Source organism: Herbaspirillum sp. Her4 (assembly GCF_057961335.1).
Map to the genome: position 1 here is coordinate 47,855 of NZ_CM176330.1, position 18,156 is coordinate 66,010.

Genomic DNA, 18,156 nt, shown 5'->3' on the forward strand with positions numbered 1-18,156 from the left:
ACATGGCACTTGAGAACCTGATGGTTTTTACGGGCAACGCCAACCCCGAACTGGCGCGCGGCGTCGCTGAGAAACTCGGTATCCCGCTGGGCAAGGCCAACGTTTCCAAGTTCTCCGACGGCGAAGTGATGGTCGAGATCAATGAAAACGTTCGCGGCAAGGACGTCTTCGTGCTGCAGTCCACCTGCGCACCGACCAATGACAACCTGATGGAAATCATGATCATGGTCGATGCCCTGAAGCGCGCATCGGCTGGTCGCATCACCGCCGCCATCCCCTACTTCGGCTATGCCCGCCAGGACCGCCGCCCGCGTTCGGCGCGTGTGGCCATCTCGGCCAAGGTCGTGGCCAACATGCTGCAGGAAGCCGGCGTCGAGCGCGTCCTGATCATGGATCTGCACGCAGACCAGATCCAGGGCTTCTTCGATATCCCGGTGGACAACATTTACGCTTCGCCGATCCTGCTGGGCGACCTGGTCAACAAGAACTACGACGACCTGCTGGTCGTGTCGCCCGACGTCGGCGGCGTGGTGCGCGCACGTGCGCTGGCCAAGCGCCTGAACTGCGACCTGGCCATCATCGACAAGCGCCGTCCGAAGGCCAACGTCTCCGAAGTGATGAACATCATCGGTGAAGTCGAAGGCCGCAACTGCGTCATCATGGATGACATGGTCGATACCGCCGGTACCCTGACCAAGGCAGCGGAAGTACTGAAGGAACGTGGCGCCAAGAAGGTCGTGGCTTACTGTACGCACCCTGTGCTGTCGGGTCCGGCCATCGATCGCATCGCCAATTCGCCGCTGGATGAACTGGTCGTCACCGACACCATTCCGCTGTCGCCCGCTGCACGCGGCTGCCCGAAGGTACGTCAGCTGACCTGCGCCGACCTGCTGGCCGAGACCTTCAAGCGCATCACCAAGGGTGACTCGGTGATGTCGCTGTTTGCTGAATAAGATTTTGCATTCGCCTCGCTGCGTTTTTTGCAGCGAGGTTTTTTCGTATTCCCTGGTCGCGGGGAATATTTATCTCACGGGGCAACCGTCCATGGAATGATTCCACGACGAGCCTCGCCAACATTGGAGTTATCACATGAAAGTCATCGCCTTTCCGCGTAATGAACAGGGCACCGGAGCGAGCCGCCGCCTGCGTCGCGCGGGTCAAACCCCGGGTATCGTCTACGGTGGCACCGCTGCCCCGCTGAACATCGCTGTTGACCACAACGCGCTGTACCACGCCCTGAAGAAGGAAACCTTCCACTCGTCCATCCTGGACCTGGAAATCGACGGCAAGGTCGAGCAAGTGCTGCTGCGTGACTTCCAAGTCCACGCGTTCAAGCAACTGGTCCTGCACGTTGACTTCCAACGCGTGGATGCTTCCCAGAAGCTGCACACCAAGGTGCCCCTGCACTTCGTGAACGCTGAAGTCTCGCCGGCCGTCAAGCTGCACGGCGGCATCATCAGCCACGTGGCTGCTGAACTGGACGTGACCTGCCTGCCGAAGAACCTGCCTGAGTTCATCGAAGTCGACCTGGCCAAGCTGGACGTCGGTCAATCGATCCACCTGGCTGACCTGAAGCTGCCCAACGGCGTGACCGCCGTGACCCAGGAAAACCTGACCATCGCCACCGCCACCGTGCCGGCTGGTCAAGTGGCCGCTGAAGGTGAAGCTGCTGGCGGCGCTGAAGAAGCCAAGTAATTCGCTTTTTCCGCTGCAAGAAAAAACCCGCCAATTTGCGTTGGCGGGTTTTTTTTCGTCTGGCGGGATGGCGACGGGCATCGTCGCATCCAATCAGCGGCCCTTCAGGGTGAGCCATGCCTGGCGCTGACGCAGCACTGCCACCGGCTTGGCCAGCGGCTTGAGCGTGACCTGCGGTGCGGTATCGGACTTGAGCCTGAGACTGAACTCCATGAGCTCATCACGGCGGAAAGCGTGGATGCGCACGGTGTCATTGAAACGATAGCGCGCCAGCAGACCATCGGGGCCCGCAGCCGGTACGCGCAGGCCATCAATGGCGACCAGTTTGTCGCCGGCCGAGAGACCCGCCTGCATCGCCGGGCCGCCCTCATAGACGGCGGCCAGCTTGGCATCGCCGCCTTCCTTGCCGATGCGCGCACCGAGCCATGGCTTGGCGTCGGCCGGTACGCTGGCCTCATAGGCCACACCGAAGGCGGGCAGCAGATCGACCAGCGGCACGTCCTCGGTACCACGGATGTGACGGTCATGGAAACGCTTGAGATCAGCGCCGCTCAACTCTTCCATGATGGCCAGGATCTCGTCTTCCGGCACGCCCTGCTGCTTGCCGTCGTAGAAGTCGCGGCCATAGCGTGTCCACAGCCCGCGCATCACGTCATCCAGCGAACGGCGGCCACGGGTCTGGGTGCGGATGGTCAGGTCCAGCCCCAGCGCCACCAGCGAGCCCTTGGTGTAGTAGCTGACGATGGCATTGCTGGCGTTTTCATCCTGACGGTAATACTTCACCCAGGCATCGAAGCTGGACTCGGCCACGCTCTGCTTCTTGCGGCCGGTGCCGCGCAGGACGCCCGTGACCGTCTTGCCGACCAGCTTGAGGTAATTGTCCAGATCGATGACCCCGGTACGGACCAGGAACAGGTCATCGTAATAACTGGTAAAGCCCTCGAAGAGCCACAGCAGCGAGGTGTAATTTTCCTGACGCAAATCGTAGGGCGCGAACACCGCCGGCTTGATGCGTTTGACGTTCCAGGTGTGGAAATACTCATGGCTGCACAAGCCCAGGTAAGTGCGGTAGCCATCGGTCTGTTCCGGCTTGCCCTTGACCGGCAGGTCGGCCCGCGAGCAGATCAGCGCAGTCGATGCACGGTGCTCCAGACCACCGTAGCCGTCACCCACGGCCAGCGTCATGAAGACATAGCGATCCATGGGGGCACGCTTGCTGCGCGGCTCGAAGAAGGCGATCTGCGCCTCGCAGATCTTCTTCAAGTCATCGCACAGGCGTGCCAGGTCGAGATTGGGCACGCGGCCCGTGATGACCACATCGTGTGGCACGCCATGCGCCTGGAAAGTGGCCAGGGCAAAGTCGCCGATCTCTACCGGATGATCAATCAGCGCATCGTAGTTCGGTGCAACGTAAGTCCCGAAACCATAGCGCCTGGCCTTGAGTTCCGGCATGGCCGTGGCCACGCGCCAGCGCTTGAAGTCATCCCCTTCCGGGCGAACGATGTCCACCACGTGCTCACCCTCCTCGAAACCATGCGCGGCCAGGAAGACGCTGGTGCCATTGAAGAAGCCATGCGTGCGGTCCAGGTGGGCCGTGCGCACCGACAGGTCCCAGGCATACACCTGATAGTGCAGCGTGAGCGCACCCTTGCAGGGGGCGGCTTGCCAGGTGTGCTTGTCCAGTTTCTTCACTGCCACCTTGCGGCCATTGGATTCGCCACGCAGCTGCACGATGTTCTTGCCGAATTCACGAATCATGTAGCTCCCCGGAATCCAGGCAGGCAGCGAGAAGACCTGGCCGTCAGCGGCCGGGCTATCCACGGTGACGCTGACGTCGTAGAGATGGGAGGCAGGATCGAGGGAAGTGATGCGGTAGCGGATCGGAGTTGCCATTGCGATGTGCGTAGGGATGGTGCCGGCAGGCGGCGATGGGCCATTTTACACGCGCGGCCAAAGGGCATGGGGCTTGGGGCGCAGGCATGGCACGAAACTCATGACGAAAAAAAACCGGACCGGCTTGCGCCGATCCGGGTCCAGGGTCAAACGAAAAATGCAGAAAACTGCGTACTGCTTGATACTTTTTAAATCATATAAATCATTCAGCGTTCAGTACGAGGCGACCAATCAGCGCGGCAGCAGCGAAGAACCCATCAGGAATTCATCCACCGCACGTGCGCACTGGCGGCCTTCGCGGATCGCCCACACCACCAGCGACTGACCACGGCGCATGTCGCCCGCAGCAAAGACCTTGTCCACCGACGTCTTGTAGCAGCCTTCGCCATCGGTCGTGGCCTTGGCATTGCCGCGTGCATCCTTCTCGACACCGAAGGCATCGAGCACCTGCTGCACCGGCGAGACGAAGCCCATGGCCAGCAGCACCAGGTCAGCCTTGATCTCGAATTCCGAATCGGGCACTTCGACCATCTTGCCGTCCTTGAACTCGACGCGCGCCGCGATCAGCTTCTCGACCTTGCCGCCCTTGCCTTCCAGGCGCTTGGTGGTCACCGCGAAATCACGTGCGCAACCTTCTTCGTGCGAGGAAGAGGTACGCAGCTTGATCGGCCAGTAGGGCCAGACCAGCGGCTTGTTTTCGGATTCCGGCGGTTGCGGCATCAGTTCGAACTGGGTCACCGAAGCCGCACCGTGACGGTTGGAGGTACCGACGCAGTCGGAGCCGGTGTCGCCACCGCCGATGACGACCACGTTCTTGCCGGTAGCCATGATCTGGCTCTTGAGCTTGTCGCCGGCATTGACCTTGTTCTGCAACGGCAGGAAGTCCATGGCGAAATGCACGCCCTTCAGTTCGCGGCCCGGCACCGGCAGGTCACGCGGGGATTCCGCACCACCAGCGATCACGACGGCGTCGAATTCCTTCTTCAGCTCTTCCGGGGTGACGCTTTCCTTGGACCAGTTGTTGACGGTCTCGGGGAATTCCTTGCCGACGAACACGCCGGTACGGAAGCTCACGCCTTCGGCCTTCATCTGTTCGACGCGCAGGTCGATGTGCGACTTTTCCATCTTGAAGTCGGGGATGCCATAACGCAGCAGGCCGCCGACGCGATCATTCTTTTCAAAGACGGTCACGTCGTGACCGGCGCGCGCCAGCTGCTGGGCAGCGGCCAGGCCGGCAGGACCGGAGCCGACCACGGCGACCTTCTTGCCGGTCTTGACCGCAGCAGGTTGCGGCACGACCCAGCCGTTTTCCCAGCCCTTGTCGATGATGAAGTGCTCGATCGACTTGATGCCTACGGCGTCATTGTTGATGCCCAGGGTGCAGGCGGCTTCGCAGGGTGCCGGGCAGATGCGGCCGGTGAACTCGGGGAAGTTGTTGGTCTGGTGCAGGGTGTCCAGGGCTTCCTTGTAGTTGCCGCGATAAACCAGGTCATTCCAGTCGGGAATGATGTTGTTGACCGGGCAGCCGTTGTTGCAGAAGGGGATGCCGCAGTCCATGCAACGCGCGCCCTGGATCTTGGCGTCAGCGTCGCTCAGGTGCAGGACGAATTCCTTGTAATGCTTGGTACGCGCGGCAGGTGCCTCGCTGGCCTCTTTCAGGCGCTGGTACTCCATGAAACCGGTTGCTTTTCCCATTTTCCTCTCACATTCTCGCTAAGGATGCGGCGGGCGGCGCTCTTCACTTTTCGCGCCACGCCCGCCGGCGTGCTTGATTGATTAGTCCGATTGATGCCTGGCTGAAAATCAGGCAGCGACCTTTTCCTTCTTCGTTTCGGCAGCGGCGGCCAGTTCGGCCAGCGCACGCTTGTACTCGGTCGGGAACACCTTGACGAACTTGGCGCGCGACGCCGCCCAGTTATCCAGCAGGTAGCGCGCACGCGTGCTGCCGGTGTACTTGAAGTGGCGTTCAATCAAGCCGCGCAGGATGGCTTCGTCGGTCTGGCGTTCGCCACCGCGCAGCAGGCTGTGCCAGATGTCGCGGCCCAGGGTCTGCTCCTGCTCGGTGTCGGACAGGACCTTCTCCAGGCTGACCATCGAGGTATTGCACTTGCCGGCGAAATCGCCTTCCGGGTCATACACATAGGCGATACCACCCGACATGCCCGCTGCGAAGTTGCGGCCGGTGTTGCCCAGCACCACTACGGTGCCGCCGGTCATGTATTCGCAACCGTGGTCGCCGGTGCCTTCCACCACTGCAGTGGCACCGGAGTTGCGCACGGCGAAACGCTCGCCGGCTACGCCGTTGATGAAGGCTTCACCGCTGATGGCACCGTACAGGACGGTATTGCCGGAAATCATGTTGTCCACCGCACGGCCACGGAACTCGGTGTTGGGACGCACGATGATGCGGCCACCCGACAAGCCCTTGCCGACGTAGTCGTTGCCTTCGCCGACCAGGTCCAGGGTCACGCCCTTGGCCAGGAAGGCGCCAGCGGACTGGCCTGCGGTACCTTGCAGCTGGATGTGGATGGTGTCGTCCGGCAGGCCTTCATCGCCGTAACGCTTGGCCACTTCACCCGAGAGCATGGCGCCGACGGTACGGTTGAGGTTCTTGATCGGGGAGATGAACGAAACCTTCTCGCCCTTCTCCAGCGCGATCTTGGCTTGCGCGATCAGCTTGTGGTCCAGTGCCTTGTCCAGGCCGTGGTCTTGCACGTCGGTGTGGTACACCGGCAGGTTCGATTCGGGCTGGTGGAAGATGCGGCTGAAGTCCAGGCCCTTGGCCTTCCAGTGCGCGATGGCCTTGGAACGGTCCAGCAGGTCGGCGCGGCCGATCAGTTCGTCGAACTTGCGAATGCCCAGCTGGGCCATGATCTGGCGCGCTTCTTCAGCGATGAAGAAGAAGAAGTTGACCACGTGTTCCGGCTTGCCGGAGAACTTGGCGCGCAGCACCGGATCTTGCGTAGCCACGCCCACCGGGCAGGTGTTCAGGTGGCACTTGCGCATCATGATGCAGCCTTCGACCACCAGCGGTGCGGTGGCGAAACCGAATTCGTCCGCGCCCAGCATGGCGCCAATGACGACGTCACGGCCGGTCTTCATCTGGCCGTCAGCCTGCACGCGGATGCGGTTGCGCAGGCCGTTCAGGACCAGGGTCTGCTGGGTTTCCGCCAGGCCCAGTTCCCACGGGGAACCGGCGTGCTTGATCGAGGACAGCGGCGAAGCACCGGTACCGCCATCGTGACCGGCGATGACCACGTGATCCGACTTGGCCTTGGCCACACCGGCAGCAACGGTACCGACACCCACTTCGGAGACCAGCTTGACCGAGATGGAAGCGCGCGGGTTGACGTTCTTCAGGTCGTGGATCAGTTGGGCCAGATCCTCGATGGAGTAGATGTCATGGTGCGGCGGCGGCGAGATCAGGCCCACGCCCGGCACCGACACACGCAGCTTGGCGATGTATTCCGAGACCTTGTGGCCGGGCAGCTGGCCGCCTTCGCCAGGCTTGGCACCCTGGGCCATCTTGATCTGGATCTGGTCAGCCGAGATCAGGTATTCGGCGGAGACGCCGAAACGGCCCGAGGCCACCTGCTTGATGCGCGAGCGCAGCGAGTCGCCTTCCAGCAGGGGAATGTCGACTTCGATGTGTTCCTTGCCGATTTCGGACGCCAGGGTCGCACCTTGCTTGATGGGGATGCCCTTCAACTCGTTGCGATAACGGTTGACGTCCTCGCCACCTTCACCGGTGTTGGACTTGCCGCCGATGCGGTTCATCGCGATGGCCAGCGTGGCGTGGGCTTCGGTCGAGATCGAGCCCAGCGACATGGCACCGGTGGCGAAGCGCTTGACGATTTCCTTGGCCGGTTCCACTTCATCGATCGAGATCGCCTTGGAGGGGTCGATCTTGAACTCGAACAGGCCGCGCAGCGTCATGTGGCGCTTGGACTGGTCGTTGATGATCTGGGCGTATTCCTTGTAGGTGTTGTAGCTGTTCGAACGGGTCGAGTGCTGCAGCTTGGCGATCGCGTCCGGGGTCCACATGTGCTCTTCGCCACGGATGCGGAAGGCGTATTCGCCACCGGCGTCCAGTGCGTTGGCCAGCACCGGGTCGGCGCTGAAGGCGGCGGTGTGCAGGCGCAGCGCTTCTTCGGCCACTTCGAACACGCCGATGCCTTCGACGTTGGACGCGGTGCCCTTGAAGTACTTGTCCACCAGTGCCTTCGACAGGCCGATGGCTTCGAAGATCTGCGCGCCGCAGTAGGACATGTAGGTCGAGATGCCCATCTTGGACATGACCTTCAGCAGGCCCTTGCCGACCGCCTTCTGGAAGTTGTAGATGGCCTTCTCAGGCGACAGGTCGCCCGGCAGACCCTTGGCCAGATCGGCCAGCGTGTCCATGGCCAGGTACGGGTGAATCGCTTCGGCGCCATAGCCTGCCAGCAGGGCGAAGTGGTGCGTTTCGCGGGCCGAACCGGTTTCCACCACCAGGCCGGTGGAGGTGCGCAGGCCCTTGCTGACCAGGTGCTGGTGGATGGCCGAGGTGGCCAGCAGTGCCGGGATCGGCAGCTGGTCGGCATCGACCTTGCGGTCCGAGATGATCAGGATGTTGTGGCCCGACTTGACCGCATCCACGGCCTTGGCGCACAGCGAAGCCAGGCGCGCTTCGATGCCTTCCTTGCCCCAGGCGACGGGGTAGCAGATGTTCAGTTCGTAGGACTTGAACTTGCCGCCGCTGTGCGCGCTGATGTTGCGCAGCTTGGCGATGTCGTCATAGTCCAGCACCGGCTGCGACACTTCCAGGCGCATCGGCGGGTTGATGTTGTTGGTGTCCAGCAGGTTGGGCTTGGGGCCGATGAAGGACACCAGCGACATGACCAGCGCTTCGCGGATCGGATCGATCGGCGGGTTGGTCACCTGCGCGAACAGCTGGCGGAAGTAGTTGTACAGCGGCTTGTTCTTGTTGGACATGACCGCCAGCGGCGAGTCATTGCCCATGGAGCCGATGGCTTCCTCGCCACCGCTGGCCATGGGGGCCATCAGGAACTTGACGTCTTCCTGGGTGTAGCCGAAGACCTGCTGCAGGTCCAAGAGCTTCAGGGACGAGGACGGCTGGCGCGGCTCTTCCTTCAACTCGTCCAGCTTGACGCGTACCGAGTTGATCCACTGCTTGTAGGGCTTGGCGTTGGCGTAGGTGTCCTTCAGTTCCTTGTCGTCGATGATGCGGCCGGCATCCAGGTCGATCAGGAACATCTTGCCCGGCTGCAGGCGCCACTTCTGGATGATCTTGGACTCGGGAATGGGCAGCACGCCGGATTCCGAAGCCATCACCACCAGGTCGTCATCGGTGACGATGTAGCGCGCCGGACGCAGGCCGTTGCGGTCCAGCGTGCCGCCGATGTGGCGGCCGTCGGTGAAGGCCAGCGCAGCGGGGCCGTCCCACGGTTCCATCATGGCGGCGTGGTATTCGTAGAAGGCGCGGCGGTTGTCGTCCATCGAGGTGTGGTTTTCCCAGGCTTCGGGAACCATCATCATCATCGCCTGCGGCAGCGGATAGCCGGCCATGACCAGCAGTTCCAGCGCGTTGTCGAAGCTGGCGGTATCGGACTGGCCTTCATAGATCAGCGGGAACAGTTTCTTCAGGTCCGAACCCAGCACGGCCGACTGCATCACGCCTTCGCGGGCGCGCATCCAGTTGAAGTTGCCCTTGACGGTGTTGATTTCACCGTTGTGGGCGATCAGGCGGTACGGGTGGGCCAGCGGCCATTCCGGGAAGGTGTTGGTGGAGAAGCGCTGGTGCACCAGGGCCAGCGCGGAAACACAGCGCTCGTCCTGCAGGTCCTTGTAGTACACGCCGACCTGGTCGGCCAGCAGCAGGCCCTTGTAGACCACGGTACGGGCCGACATCGAGGGCACGAAGAATTCCTTGCCGTGCAGCAGGTTCAGGGCCTGGATGGCGTGGCCGGAGGACTTGCGGATCACGTACAGCTTGCGTTCCAGCGCGTCGGTGACCATCACGTCGGGGCCGCGGCCGATGAAGATCTGGCGGATCACCGGCTCTTTTTCGCGTACGGTCGGCGACATCGGCATGTCGCGGTCCACCGGCACATCGCGCCAGCCCAGCACGATCTGGCCTTCGGCCAGCACCGCGCGTTCGATTTCCTGTTCACAGGCAATGCGGGAGGCGTTTTCCTTCGGCAGGAAGACCATGCCCACGCCGTATTCACCGGGCGGCGGCAGGTCCACGCCCTGCTTGGCCATCTCTTCACGGTAATACTGGTCGGGGATCTGGATCAGGATACCGGCACCGTCACCCATCAACGGGTCGGCACCGACAGCACCCCGGTGATCCAGGTTCTTCAGGATGAGCAAACCCTGGTCAACGATGGAATGGGTTTTCTTGCCCTTGATGTGGGCGATGAAACCGACGCCACAGGCGTCATGTTCATTTGCTGGGTCGTAAAGGCCTTGCGCGTGCATAACGGTACTCCACCACATTGACAGTAAGGATTTGAAGAATAGTGCACTGCACCCAATAGTTCAATGAAAATAATTAGGGTCTGAGTGTAATTAAAATCCCCAAGATTTTCAGGATTTTTTTAATGGGGACACAGTGAAGCAATGCAGATTCAAGTCCTTGATTAAAAGGACTTATTTTTGAAAGCTTACGATTCTTGCCGGACGGATACTTCATCCGCCTCGCCCGCAATGCGAACGATGGCGGGACGGCCACGCTTGGCCGGACTGACGCGCCGGTGGGTCTGGCGCTCCAGCCCCTGCTTGAAATCTTCCGAACCCAGCGCCCAACCCTTGAGCGTGGCATCGGTGATGCGCTCCACTTCGGCGCGCGCCAGTCCTTCTTCGGTGAGCTGGCGATAAGCGATCTCACGATCGAAGGGAGTGTTGCCAATCGACCAATATTGAGGATGGTCGGTGATCAGCCCATCCTGCTTGGCCCCGATGTGATGCATGTAGCTGGACCACGGATAATCCCCCGGGCTGGCCACCAGGCCATTGCGCACCGGGTTGAGCTCGATGTATCGGCAGATGGCCAGCAGGTAGAGCTCGGGGTCGATGACGGTGGCGCGGTAACGCCCCTGCCACAGCGTGCCGCTGCGTCCATGCTTCTGGTTGAAATACGGGACGTAGTGACGTCCGATCCATTGCATCATCCGTGCCAGGCCTTGATCGTCGGCCGGAGTAGCCAGCAGGTGCAGGTGATCCGGCATGAGCACATAGGCATGGACGGCCACCTTGAATTGCCTTGCAGCCTCCTTGAGCCAGCCGAGGAAGGCCAGATGGTCATCAGCATCACGGAAGATGGACAGGCCGTCATGGCCACGCTGGATGATGTGGTGCGGCTGGTGCGGAACGACGAGTCGGGGAAGGCGGGCCATGGCAGACGCTGCAAACCGGTTGAGTGGAGCAGACATTCTAATGCACTCCGTCCCCAATAAACGCGCGATGCCGAATTTGCATCGTTTTATCCAATTCGTTCACTCGCGCATAAAAAAACCGGCCAGATCGCTCCAGCCGGTCAAGCCCCACGTTGAATTGTTCACATCTCCATCAAAGCCGCTTATACCGCCGTGGTTTCCTTGTCCTTGCCCTTGGTCAGGACCAGGCTGGCGATGATGGAGATCACCAGGATGGCACCGACGATGGACAGCGAGACCAGCACCGGCACGTGGAACCAGTAGGACGCCAGCATCTTGCCGCCCACGAACAGCAGCACCAGCGCCAGGCCATACTTGAGCAGGTGGAAGCGCTCTGCCGAATCAGCCAGCAGGAAGTACAGCGCACGCAGACCCATGATGGCGAACATGTTCGAGGTGAAGACGATGAACGGATCCTTGGTGATGGCGAAGATCGCCGGGATGCTGTCCACCGCGAAAATCACGTCGGAAATCTCGATCAGCAGCAGCACCAGCATCAGCGGGGTGAAATAGCGCACGCCATTGATGCGGGTGGTGAAGTTTTCGCCGTCATAGTTGTCACTGATCTTCATATGGCCGCGCAGCCAGCGCAGCAGCGGGTTGTCACCCAGATCAGCTTCCTTGTCGGCAAAGATCAGCATCTTGATGCCAGTGAACACCAGGAAGGCACCGAACACGTACAGGATCCAGCTGAACTGCGCGATCATCCAGGCACCCAGCAAAATCATCACGGCCCGCATGACGATGGCACCGATGACGCCGTACAGCAGCACGCGGCGCTGCATTTCAGCCGGCACGGCGAAGTAGCTGAAGATCATCAGGAACACGAAGATGTTGTCGACCGACAGCGCCTTCTCGATCAGGTAACCGGAGAGGAACTCGGCGCCCTTCTGGTTGGCGAACTCGCGGCCGACGTTGGCATCGAGGTACCACCACATCAGGCCGGCGAACAGGAAGGCCAGCGACACCCATACCACCGACCAGCTCAACGCCTCCCTGGGCGACACCCGGTGGGCGTTGCGGCCACCCAGGGCAAACATGTCCACGGCCAGCATCCCCAGCACGAAGACGATGAAACCTATCCACATGGGCAGGCTTGCGAAACTCTCTACACCGTTCACGTCATACCTCTCTTCTTGTTCACCCGCCGGCGGCGGGCTCGGTTATCGGTTTTGGTAAAAAATCTTCAATCGAAGTCGAAGATTTCACCCAGGAAGCCTTTTTTCTTGCGCTTGTATTCATATCCATGGCCACTGCGACCATAGCGGGCATCGTACCCGCCCTGCGGCGGCATCGGTGACGTGTGCGGCGCAGGCGGCATGGGCGTCCGCGCTGCCTGTACCGGAGCAGGGGCGCTCACCTGGCTGGCGGCCGATCGTTCGATGAGCTTGTCCAGCTCGCCGCGATCCAGCCACACACCCCGACATTGGGGGCAATAATCGATCTCGATGCCCTGACGTTCCGAGATCAGCAGGTTGTGCACTGTGCAAACGGGACATTTCATCAGGCTTCTCCTTCATTCAGCGTTGGCAACGATACCCGGCACGGCGACAACTCCCCACCGCACCTGACAAGGCGCTACTGTAGGCCAAACCAGACTGAATGAAAATTCGAATATTTTGAGATAATACTTCGGAAAAACCGAAGTATTGCAATCGCCCCGCAACCAGGAAGCAGCCCATGGCCAGCCTCAACTACAAGCATCTCCACTATTTCTGGACGGTCGCCAAGACCGGCGGCGTGGCGCGCGCCAGCGAGCGGCTGCACCTGACCGCGCAGACCATCAGTGGCCAGATCAGCCTGTTCGAGGAATCCCTGGGCTACAAGCTCTTCAAGCGAGTGGGCCGGCGGTTGGAACTCAATGATGAAGGCCGCATGGTGTTCGATTACGCCGAACGCATCTTCAGCCTCGGCGAGGAGCTGGAAGAAGCCCTGCGCCTGCGCCCCGGCGGACGCACGCTGCAACTGCGCGTGGGCGTGGCCGATGCCGTGCCCAAGGCGATTGCCTACCTGCTGCTGGAAAGCGCACTGGCGATGCAGGACCCGATCCGCATCATCTGCCGCGAAGGCAAGCTGGACGTACTGCTGGCCGACCTGGCCATCCACAAGCTGGACATCATCATCGCCGACAGCCCGATGCCGCCCAATGTGGACGTGCGCGGCTACCACCACCTGCTGGGCGAATGCGATACCAGCTTCTTTGCCACGCCCGAACTGGCCAGGCGCTATCGCAAGGGCTTTCCGCAGAGCCTCGATGCCGCGCCCTTCCTGATGCCAGGGGAAGATGCGGCGGTGCGTCCGCGCCTGCTGCGCTGGTTCGAGAAGGAAGGCATCCGCCCACAGATCACAGGGGAATTCGACGATGGAGCCCTGCTGCTGGCCTTCGGCGACGCCGGCGCGGGCATCTTTGCGGCCCCCACGGCGATTGCCGGGCAGATCCGCAAGCAATATGGACTGGTGGAGATCGGCAAGGCCGACGCCATCCGCGAGCAGTTCTATGCGATCTCGGTCGAACGCAGGCTGAGCCATCCCGCCGTGCTGGCGATCCAGACGGCGGCGCGTGGCAACCTCATCGTGGGCAGCACGCCACCCCGGCCCGACGGCAAGACCGGGACCCGGTGATGAGACCGGCGGGCACAAACATGCAGGATGCGGAAAAAAACGAAAATATATGCACCTTGGTACATATCCCTTGCACACATGTGGCAAACTAACTCGTCATACCAGTGCAGTCGTAAATGACGGGAAATGCAGGGCTGAAAATGGGATGAAAAAACGCGGTACAAAAGAAAAACCCCACGGCCCTTGCGAGTCGTGGGGTAAATCCCATTCTCGGGGGGGAGAATGGAGGGGGAACTTCAATATAGGGAAATAGCCGAGCTGTCGCAGCCGTTTTTACAAATGGTTACACCCTCTTCATATGCTGCAACCGCAAACATATTTGTGGCGTGGAGGTTCATATCAAAACAATCCGGTATGAGTCCAATATATCAAAGACTTGCCACAAGTAAAGAGCGCAAGGCCAGCAGTGAAGCCGAGCTGCGTTCCCGCCGGCTGATCAGGAAGGTGGTCACGCGGCCATCGCGGCCCAGCGAATGGGTGGCAAATCCGTGCGGTTCCATCTGCATCGCGATCACCGAACGCGGCACCACCGCCACCCCGGCACCTGCCGCCACGCAGGCCAAGATGGCGTGATAGGAGGCCAGTTCCAGCGTGCGTACCGGCACCCCGCCCTTGCCTTGGCCGGCGAACCAGCTTTCTGCATGGCGGCGGTAGGCGCAGCCCTGCTCGAAGACGATCAGGGTATCCAGCATCACATCCTCGGGCGAGCGCACCCTGCGATGGCTGCGCGGCGTCACCAGCAGCAGTTCTTCCTTGTACAGCGGTGTCGCGGACAGGGCGCCATCCTCGATGGGCCCGGCCACCAGCGCCGCATCCAGCTTGCCGGCGCGCACCCCGGCGATCAGTACGTCGGTCGGGCCGGTCGACAGTTCCAGCCGCACTTCGGGCCAGCGCTGGTGGAATTCGGCCAAGGGGGCCGGCAAGCGGCTGGCGGCGGCGCTTTCCATGGAGCCGATGCGCAGGCGGCCACGCGGATTCTGCGGCGACACCACCTCGCGCGCCTCCTGCACCAGGTCGAGGATGCGCTCGGCGTAATCCAGCAGGGCTTCGCCCGAGGCAGTGAGTACCAGCCGCTTGCGGTCGCGCACGAACAGCGGCACGCCGATGGATTGCTCCAGCTGCTTGATGCGCGTGGTGACATTGGACTGCACCCGGTTGAGCCGCTCGGCGGCGCGGGTCACGCCGCCTTCGGCGACGACGGTGCGGAAGATTTCCAGTTCGGCCAGTTCCATGGCTGCTCCAGTGGATGTTCTCGAATCAAGATGAAGTCATCCCGATTATTCATTTTTTGGAATGACTGAAAGACGATAGCATAGACCCCTGTTCACCTCACGCCTTTGCGCTTGCCCATGACCCAGCCCGCCTCACACCCCAGCGCCTCCCTTCACGCGCTGGCCTGGAAAGTCTGCCTGTCCGGCATGGTGGCCCTGTCGGTGGCGATGGGCATCGGCCGTTTCGCCTTCACGCCGCTGCTGCCGATGATGCTGCATGAAGGCAGCCTCTCGCTGCAGATGGGCGGCTGGCTGGCCACTGCCAATTACCTGGGCTACTTCGCCGGTGCCATGCTGTGCGCCTTCCATCGCAGCAAGCGCGGCGTGGCCATGCTGCGCGCCGGGCTGGTGGTGACCATCCTGCTGACGCTGGGCATGGGCGTGCTGCATCAGGACTGGATCTGGCTGTGGATGCGCTTTCTCTCCGGCGTGGCCAGCGCCTATGTGTTCGTCTATACCGCCGGCTGGTGCCTGCAGCAACTGACGCAGCTGGGCCGTCCCGAACTGGGCGGCGTGATCTTCTGTGGTCCCGGCCTGGGCATCGCGCTGACCGGCCTGCTCTCGGGCCCCATGATCGCGGCTGGCTGGCTGGCGGCGGGCGGCTGGATTGCCTTCGGCGTGATCGCGCTGGGGCTCACGGCATTGGTGTGGAAGTCGTTCAGCTTCGATGCCGGGCGCGGTCTCAACGTGCATCCGCATGACAGCAATGCAGCACAGGCTCCGGTCCCGGAATCGGCGAGCCGGAAGCGGGAAGTGATGATCCAGGTGATTGCCTACGGCATCGCCGGATTCGGATATATCATCACCGCCACCTTCCTGCCGGTGATCGCGCGCCAGGCGCTGCCGGGCTCGGTGTGGCCGGATTATTTCTGGCCCATCTTCGGCTTGTCGGTGGCGGCCGGGGCCTTCAGCGCCACGCGGCTGTCGGTGCAGGGCGACCAGCGCCTGCTGCTGACCGGGGCTTACCTGATGCAGGCGGCGGGAGTGCTGGTGTCGATCCTGTTCCCCACTGCACCCGGCTTTGCGTTGAGCTGTCTGCTGCTCGGTCTGCCCTTTACCGCCATTACCCTGTTCGGCATGCGCGAAGCACGCCGCCTGCGGCGCGAACAGGCCAGCAGCCTGATGGCCCTGATGACCGCTGCCTACGGCATCGGCCAGATCGCCGGCCCGCCACTGGCCACGGCCCTGGTGCACGGCAGCGGCTCCTTCACGCCCTCACTGTGCGTGGCGGCGGTGACGCTGCTCATCGGTGCGGGACTCTACTATCGACTCACGATCACGCATCGCCTGCCGCGCTGATCCGCTTCGCTACCCACCAACAAAAACGCCCGCGACATCGACTGTCGCGGGCGTTCGTCCTTGCAGCCACCAGCAATGTAGATCAGCGGAAGGCCGGCTCCGCGAAGCTGCGCAGCTTGCGGCTGTGCACCTGCTCGATGCCATTGTTGCGCAACAGCTCCAGCGCGCGAATGCCGATCTGCAAGTGCTGCGCCACGCGCTGCTCGTAGAAGGTATTGGCCATGCCGGGCAGCTTGATCTCACCGTGCAGCGGCTTGTCCGAGACACACAACAGCGTGCCGTAGGGCACCCGGAAGCGGAAACCGTTGGCCGCCACCGTCGCGCTTTCCATGTCCAGTGCGATGGCGCGGCTCTGCGAGAAGCGCAGCAGCGGCATGCGATGGTCGCGCAGTTCCCAGTTGCGGTCATCGACCGAGGCCACGGTGCCGGTACGCATGATGCGCTTCAACTCATAGCCATCGAGCTGGGTGATGCTGGCCACCGCATCCTGCAAGGCCAGCTGCACTTCAGCCAGCGCCGGGATCGGCACCCACAGCGGCAGGTCGTCATCGAGCACGTGATCGTCCCGCACATAGGCATGCGCCAGCACGTAATCACCCATGCGCTGCGAGGCCGACAGGCCGGCGCAGTGGCCCAGCATCAGCCAGCCATGCGGACGCAAGACGGCCACATGGTCGGTCACCGTCTTGGCATTGGACGGGCCCACGCCGATATTGACCAGGGTGATGCCGCTACCATCGGCACGCTGCAGGTGATAGGCCGGCATCTGCGGCTGCCGTGCTGGTGCCACACCGGAAACTGGCCTGGTCTCTGTACCGGTCTGGTTGGCACTCCAGGTGGTGACATTACCGGGCTCGACGAAGGCAGTGTACTGGCGGCGATAGGCCAGTTCATCCGGATCATCGGTCGGCTCCATCAGGCGCCGGCCCAGGCGCACGAACTCATCGACGTAGAAAGCGTAGTTGGTGAAGAGCACGTAGCGCTGGAACTGGTCCGGCGAGGTCGCCGTGTAATGGCGCAGGCGATGCAGCGAGTAATCGATGCGCGGCCCGGTGAACAGCGCCAGCGGATGCGGCCCTTCGCGCCAGGCACCGTTGTCCACTTCATAGGTGCCGTTGGCGATGCGGTCATCCATGGTCGCCAGGTCGGGCAGGTCGAAGTAATCGGGCAGCGTGCGCAGGTGTTCCGGGTCCAGGCTGCCTTCCACGTGTATGCCTTCGGGGAAGGCGAAGTGCACCGGGATCGGCAGCTCGCTCACGCCCACTTCCAGCGGCACCTCATGGTTCTGCAGCACCAGCTTGAATTGCGCCAGCAGGTATTGATGGAACAGCTTGGGACGCGTGAGCGTGGTCTCGTAGCAGCCGGGACCGGCCACGAACCCGAAGGACTGGCGGGTATCGGTATGGGTGGATTTTTCGGTGGTGATGCGCACGAAGGGATAGCAGGCACGCACCCGCTGCGGCATCCCCTGGCCGCTGGAGAACTGGCGGAAGGCATCGCGCAGAATGGCCGTGTTGTGTTCGTAGATCTCCAGCACGCGCGCATAGGCGGCTTCGGGGTTGGTGAATTTTTCTGTGGCAAACATCGTGGTTCTCCATCATTGCCGCGCGCCGCACCGGTGTGACAGCCAATGCGCTGGGGCGGCGCGGCCGGTTGGACCGGTCATTCATCGAAAGAACTTGTGCGCGGCACCATCTTACCTGAGAGCGCTGCTTTCCACGCAGCTGCGCCATGCCGCGATCAAGCAGGACAATGCCGCGCTTGTCAGGCTTTGCTGCACTCTGATTCGGTGATATCTTCCGAGTTCTTCGGCGCGATTTACTTATTTTTTCAAGCGCGCCTTCCCTGCCCGCCAGCCCTGCGCCGGCGCACCCCGGCCACCTGCGTCAGCGCGCTGTCAGTTGCGGGTCTTTTTTCCCTTTTCGATCACCCCAACCGGT

12 protein-coding genes are annotated in these 18,156 nt (G+C 62.0%); 4 read left to right on the plus strand and 8 right to left on the minus strand.

Annotation, left to right across the window (positions count from 1 at the left end):
• Positions 1-2: 2 nt before the first annotated feature.
• On the plus strand, positions 3-953 hold the full coding sequence (locus tag ACWFUC_RS00235) for a ribose-phosphate pyrophosphokinase (protein ID WP_008332043.1): 951 nt from the start codon (positions 3-5) through the stop codon (positions 951-953).
• 136 nt (positions 954-1,089) lie between these two features.
• Positions 1,090-1,695, plus strand: coding sequence for a 50S ribosomal protein L25/general stress protein Ctc (locus ACWFUC_RS00240; protein ID WP_034335663.1), 606 nt, complete (start codon positions 1,090-1,092; stop codon positions 1,693-1,695).
• A gap of 93 nt (positions 1,696-1,788) precedes the next feature.
• Here ACWFUC_RS00240 and ACWFUC_RS00245 read toward each other — a convergent pair whose 3' ends face one another.
• From ACWFUC_RS00245 to ACWFUC_RS00270, 6 genes are all read right to left on the minus strand, one after another.
• Positions 1,789-3,588 carry a M61 family metallopeptidase gene (locus tag ACWFUC_RS00245; protein WP_489623785.1) on the minus strand — a complete coding sequence of 600 codons (1,800 nt, stop codon included), beginning with the start codon at positions 3,586-3,588 and terminating at the stop codon, positions 1,789-1,791.
• Between the two features lie 231 nt (positions 3,589-3,819).
• Positions 3,820-5,283, minus strand: a complete 1,464-nt coding sequence (locus ACWFUC_RS00250) for a glutamate synthase subunit beta (protein WP_121045824.1) — start codon at positions 5,281-5,283, stop codon at positions 3,820-3,822.
• Between the two features lie 108 nt (positions 5,284-5,391).
• Positions 5,392-10,068 carry a glutamate synthase-related protein gene (locus ACWFUC_RS00255; RefSeq protein WP_039784111.1) on the minus strand — a complete coding sequence of 1,559 codons (4,677 nt, stop codon included), beginning with the start codon at positions 10,066-10,068 and terminating at the stop codon, positions 5,392-5,394.
• 185 nt (positions 10,069-10,253) lie between these two features.
• The gene (locus tag ACWFUC_RS00260) at positions 10,254-10,985 is read right to left on the minus strand and encodes an REP-associated tyrosine transposase (RefSeq protein ID WP_489623786.1); all 732 of its coding nucleotides are present in this window, start codon (positions 10,983-10,985) and stop codon (positions 10,254-10,256) included.
• A gap of 182 nt (positions 10,986-11,167) precedes the next feature.
• Positions 11,168-12,145 (minus strand): TerC family protein, encoded by a 978-nt coding sequence (locus ACWFUC_RS00265; protein ID WP_121045822.1) that lies wholly within the window; start codon positions 12,143-12,145, stop codon positions 11,168-11,170.
• A 65-nt stretch (positions 12,146-12,210) separates the two neighbouring features.
• A complete protein-coding gene (locus tag ACWFUC_RS00270; RefSeq protein WP_489623787.1) occupies positions 12,211-12,528 on the minus strand; it encodes a TFIIB-type zinc ribbon-containing protein in 318 nt (105 codons plus the stop codon).
• A gap of 176 nt (positions 12,529-12,704) precedes the next feature.
• Between ACWFUC_RS00270 and nhaR the strand changes: the two genes are divergently transcribed.
• Positions 12,705-13,646 (plus strand): transcriptional activator NhaR, encoded by a 942-nt coding sequence (nhaR, locus tag ACWFUC_RS00275; RefSeq protein ID WP_489623788.1) that lies wholly within the window; start codon positions 12,705-12,707, stop codon positions 13,644-13,646.
• 368 nt (positions 13,647-14,014) lie between these two features.
• Here the strand turns inward: nhaR and ACWFUC_RS00280 are convergent, their stop codons facing one another.
• On the minus strand, positions 14,015-14,878 hold the full coding sequence (locus ACWFUC_RS00280) for a LysR substrate-binding domain-containing protein (RefSeq protein ID WP_121045819.1): 864 nt from the start codon (positions 14,876-14,878) through the stop codon (positions 14,015-14,017).
• A gap of 117 nt (positions 14,879-14,995) precedes the next feature.
• Between ACWFUC_RS00280 and ACWFUC_RS00285 the strand changes: the two genes are divergently transcribed.
• On the plus strand, positions 14,996-16,216 hold the full coding sequence (locus ACWFUC_RS00285; protein ID WP_489623789.1) for an MFS transporter: 1,221 nt from the start codon (positions 14,996-14,998) through the stop codon (positions 16,214-16,216).
• 82 nt (positions 16,217-16,298) lie between these two features.
• Here the strand turns inward: ACWFUC_RS00285 and ACWFUC_RS00290 are convergent, their stop codons facing one another.
• Complete coding sequence (locus ACWFUC_RS00290; RefSeq protein ID WP_134134402.1) at positions 16,299-17,801, minus strand: AMP nucleosidase; 1,503 nt, start codon at positions 17,799-17,801, stop codon at positions 16,299-16,301.
• Between the last annotated feature and the right edge of the window lie 355 nt (positions 17,802-18,156).

Bases quoted from the DNA above. Each gene is read 5' to 3' on its own strand.
- ACWFUC_RS00285 (WP_489623789.1), top strand. From the start codon at position 14,996: ATGACCCAGCCCGCCTCACACCCCAGCGCCTCCCTTCACGCGCTGGCC.
- ACWFUC_RS00235 (WP_008332043.1), top strand. From the start codon at position 3: ATGGCACTTGAGAACCTGATGGTTTTTACGGGCAACGCCAACCCCGAA.
- ACWFUC_RS00260 (WP_489623786.1), bottom strand. From the start codon at position 10,985: ATGGCCCGCCTTCCCCGACTCGTCGTTCCGCACCAGCCGCACCACATC.
- ACWFUC_RS00290 (WP_134134402.1), bottom strand. From the start codon at position 17,801: ATGTTTGCCACAGAAAAATTCACCAACCCCGAAGCCGCCTATGCGCGC.
- ACWFUC_RS00240 (WP_034335663.1), top strand. From the start codon at position 1,090: ATGAAAGTCATCGCCTTTCCGCGTAATGAACAGGGCACCGGAGCGAGC.
- nhaR (WP_489623788.1), top strand. From the start codon at position 12,705: ATGGCCAGCCTCAACTACAAGCATCTCCACTATTTCTGGACGGTCGCC.
- ACWFUC_RS00245 (WP_489623785.1), bottom strand. From the start codon at position 3,588: ATGGCAACTCCGATCCGCTACCGCATCACTTCCCTCGATCCTGCCTCC.
- ACWFUC_RS00270 (WP_489623787.1), bottom strand. From the start codon at position 12,528: ATGAAATGTCCCGTTTGCACAGTGCACAACCTGCTGATCTCGGAACGT.
- ACWFUC_RS00255 (WP_039784111.1), bottom strand. From the start codon at position 10,068: ATGCACGCGCAAGGCCTTTACGACCCAGCAAATGAACATGACGCCTGT.
- ACWFUC_RS00280 (WP_121045819.1), bottom strand. From the start codon at position 14,878: ATGGAACTGGCCGAACTGGAAATCTTCCGCACCGTCGTCGCCGAAGGC.
- ACWFUC_RS00250 (WP_121045824.1), bottom strand. From the start codon at position 5,283: ATGGGAAAAGCAACCGGTTTCATGGAGTACCAGCGCCTGAAAGAGGCC.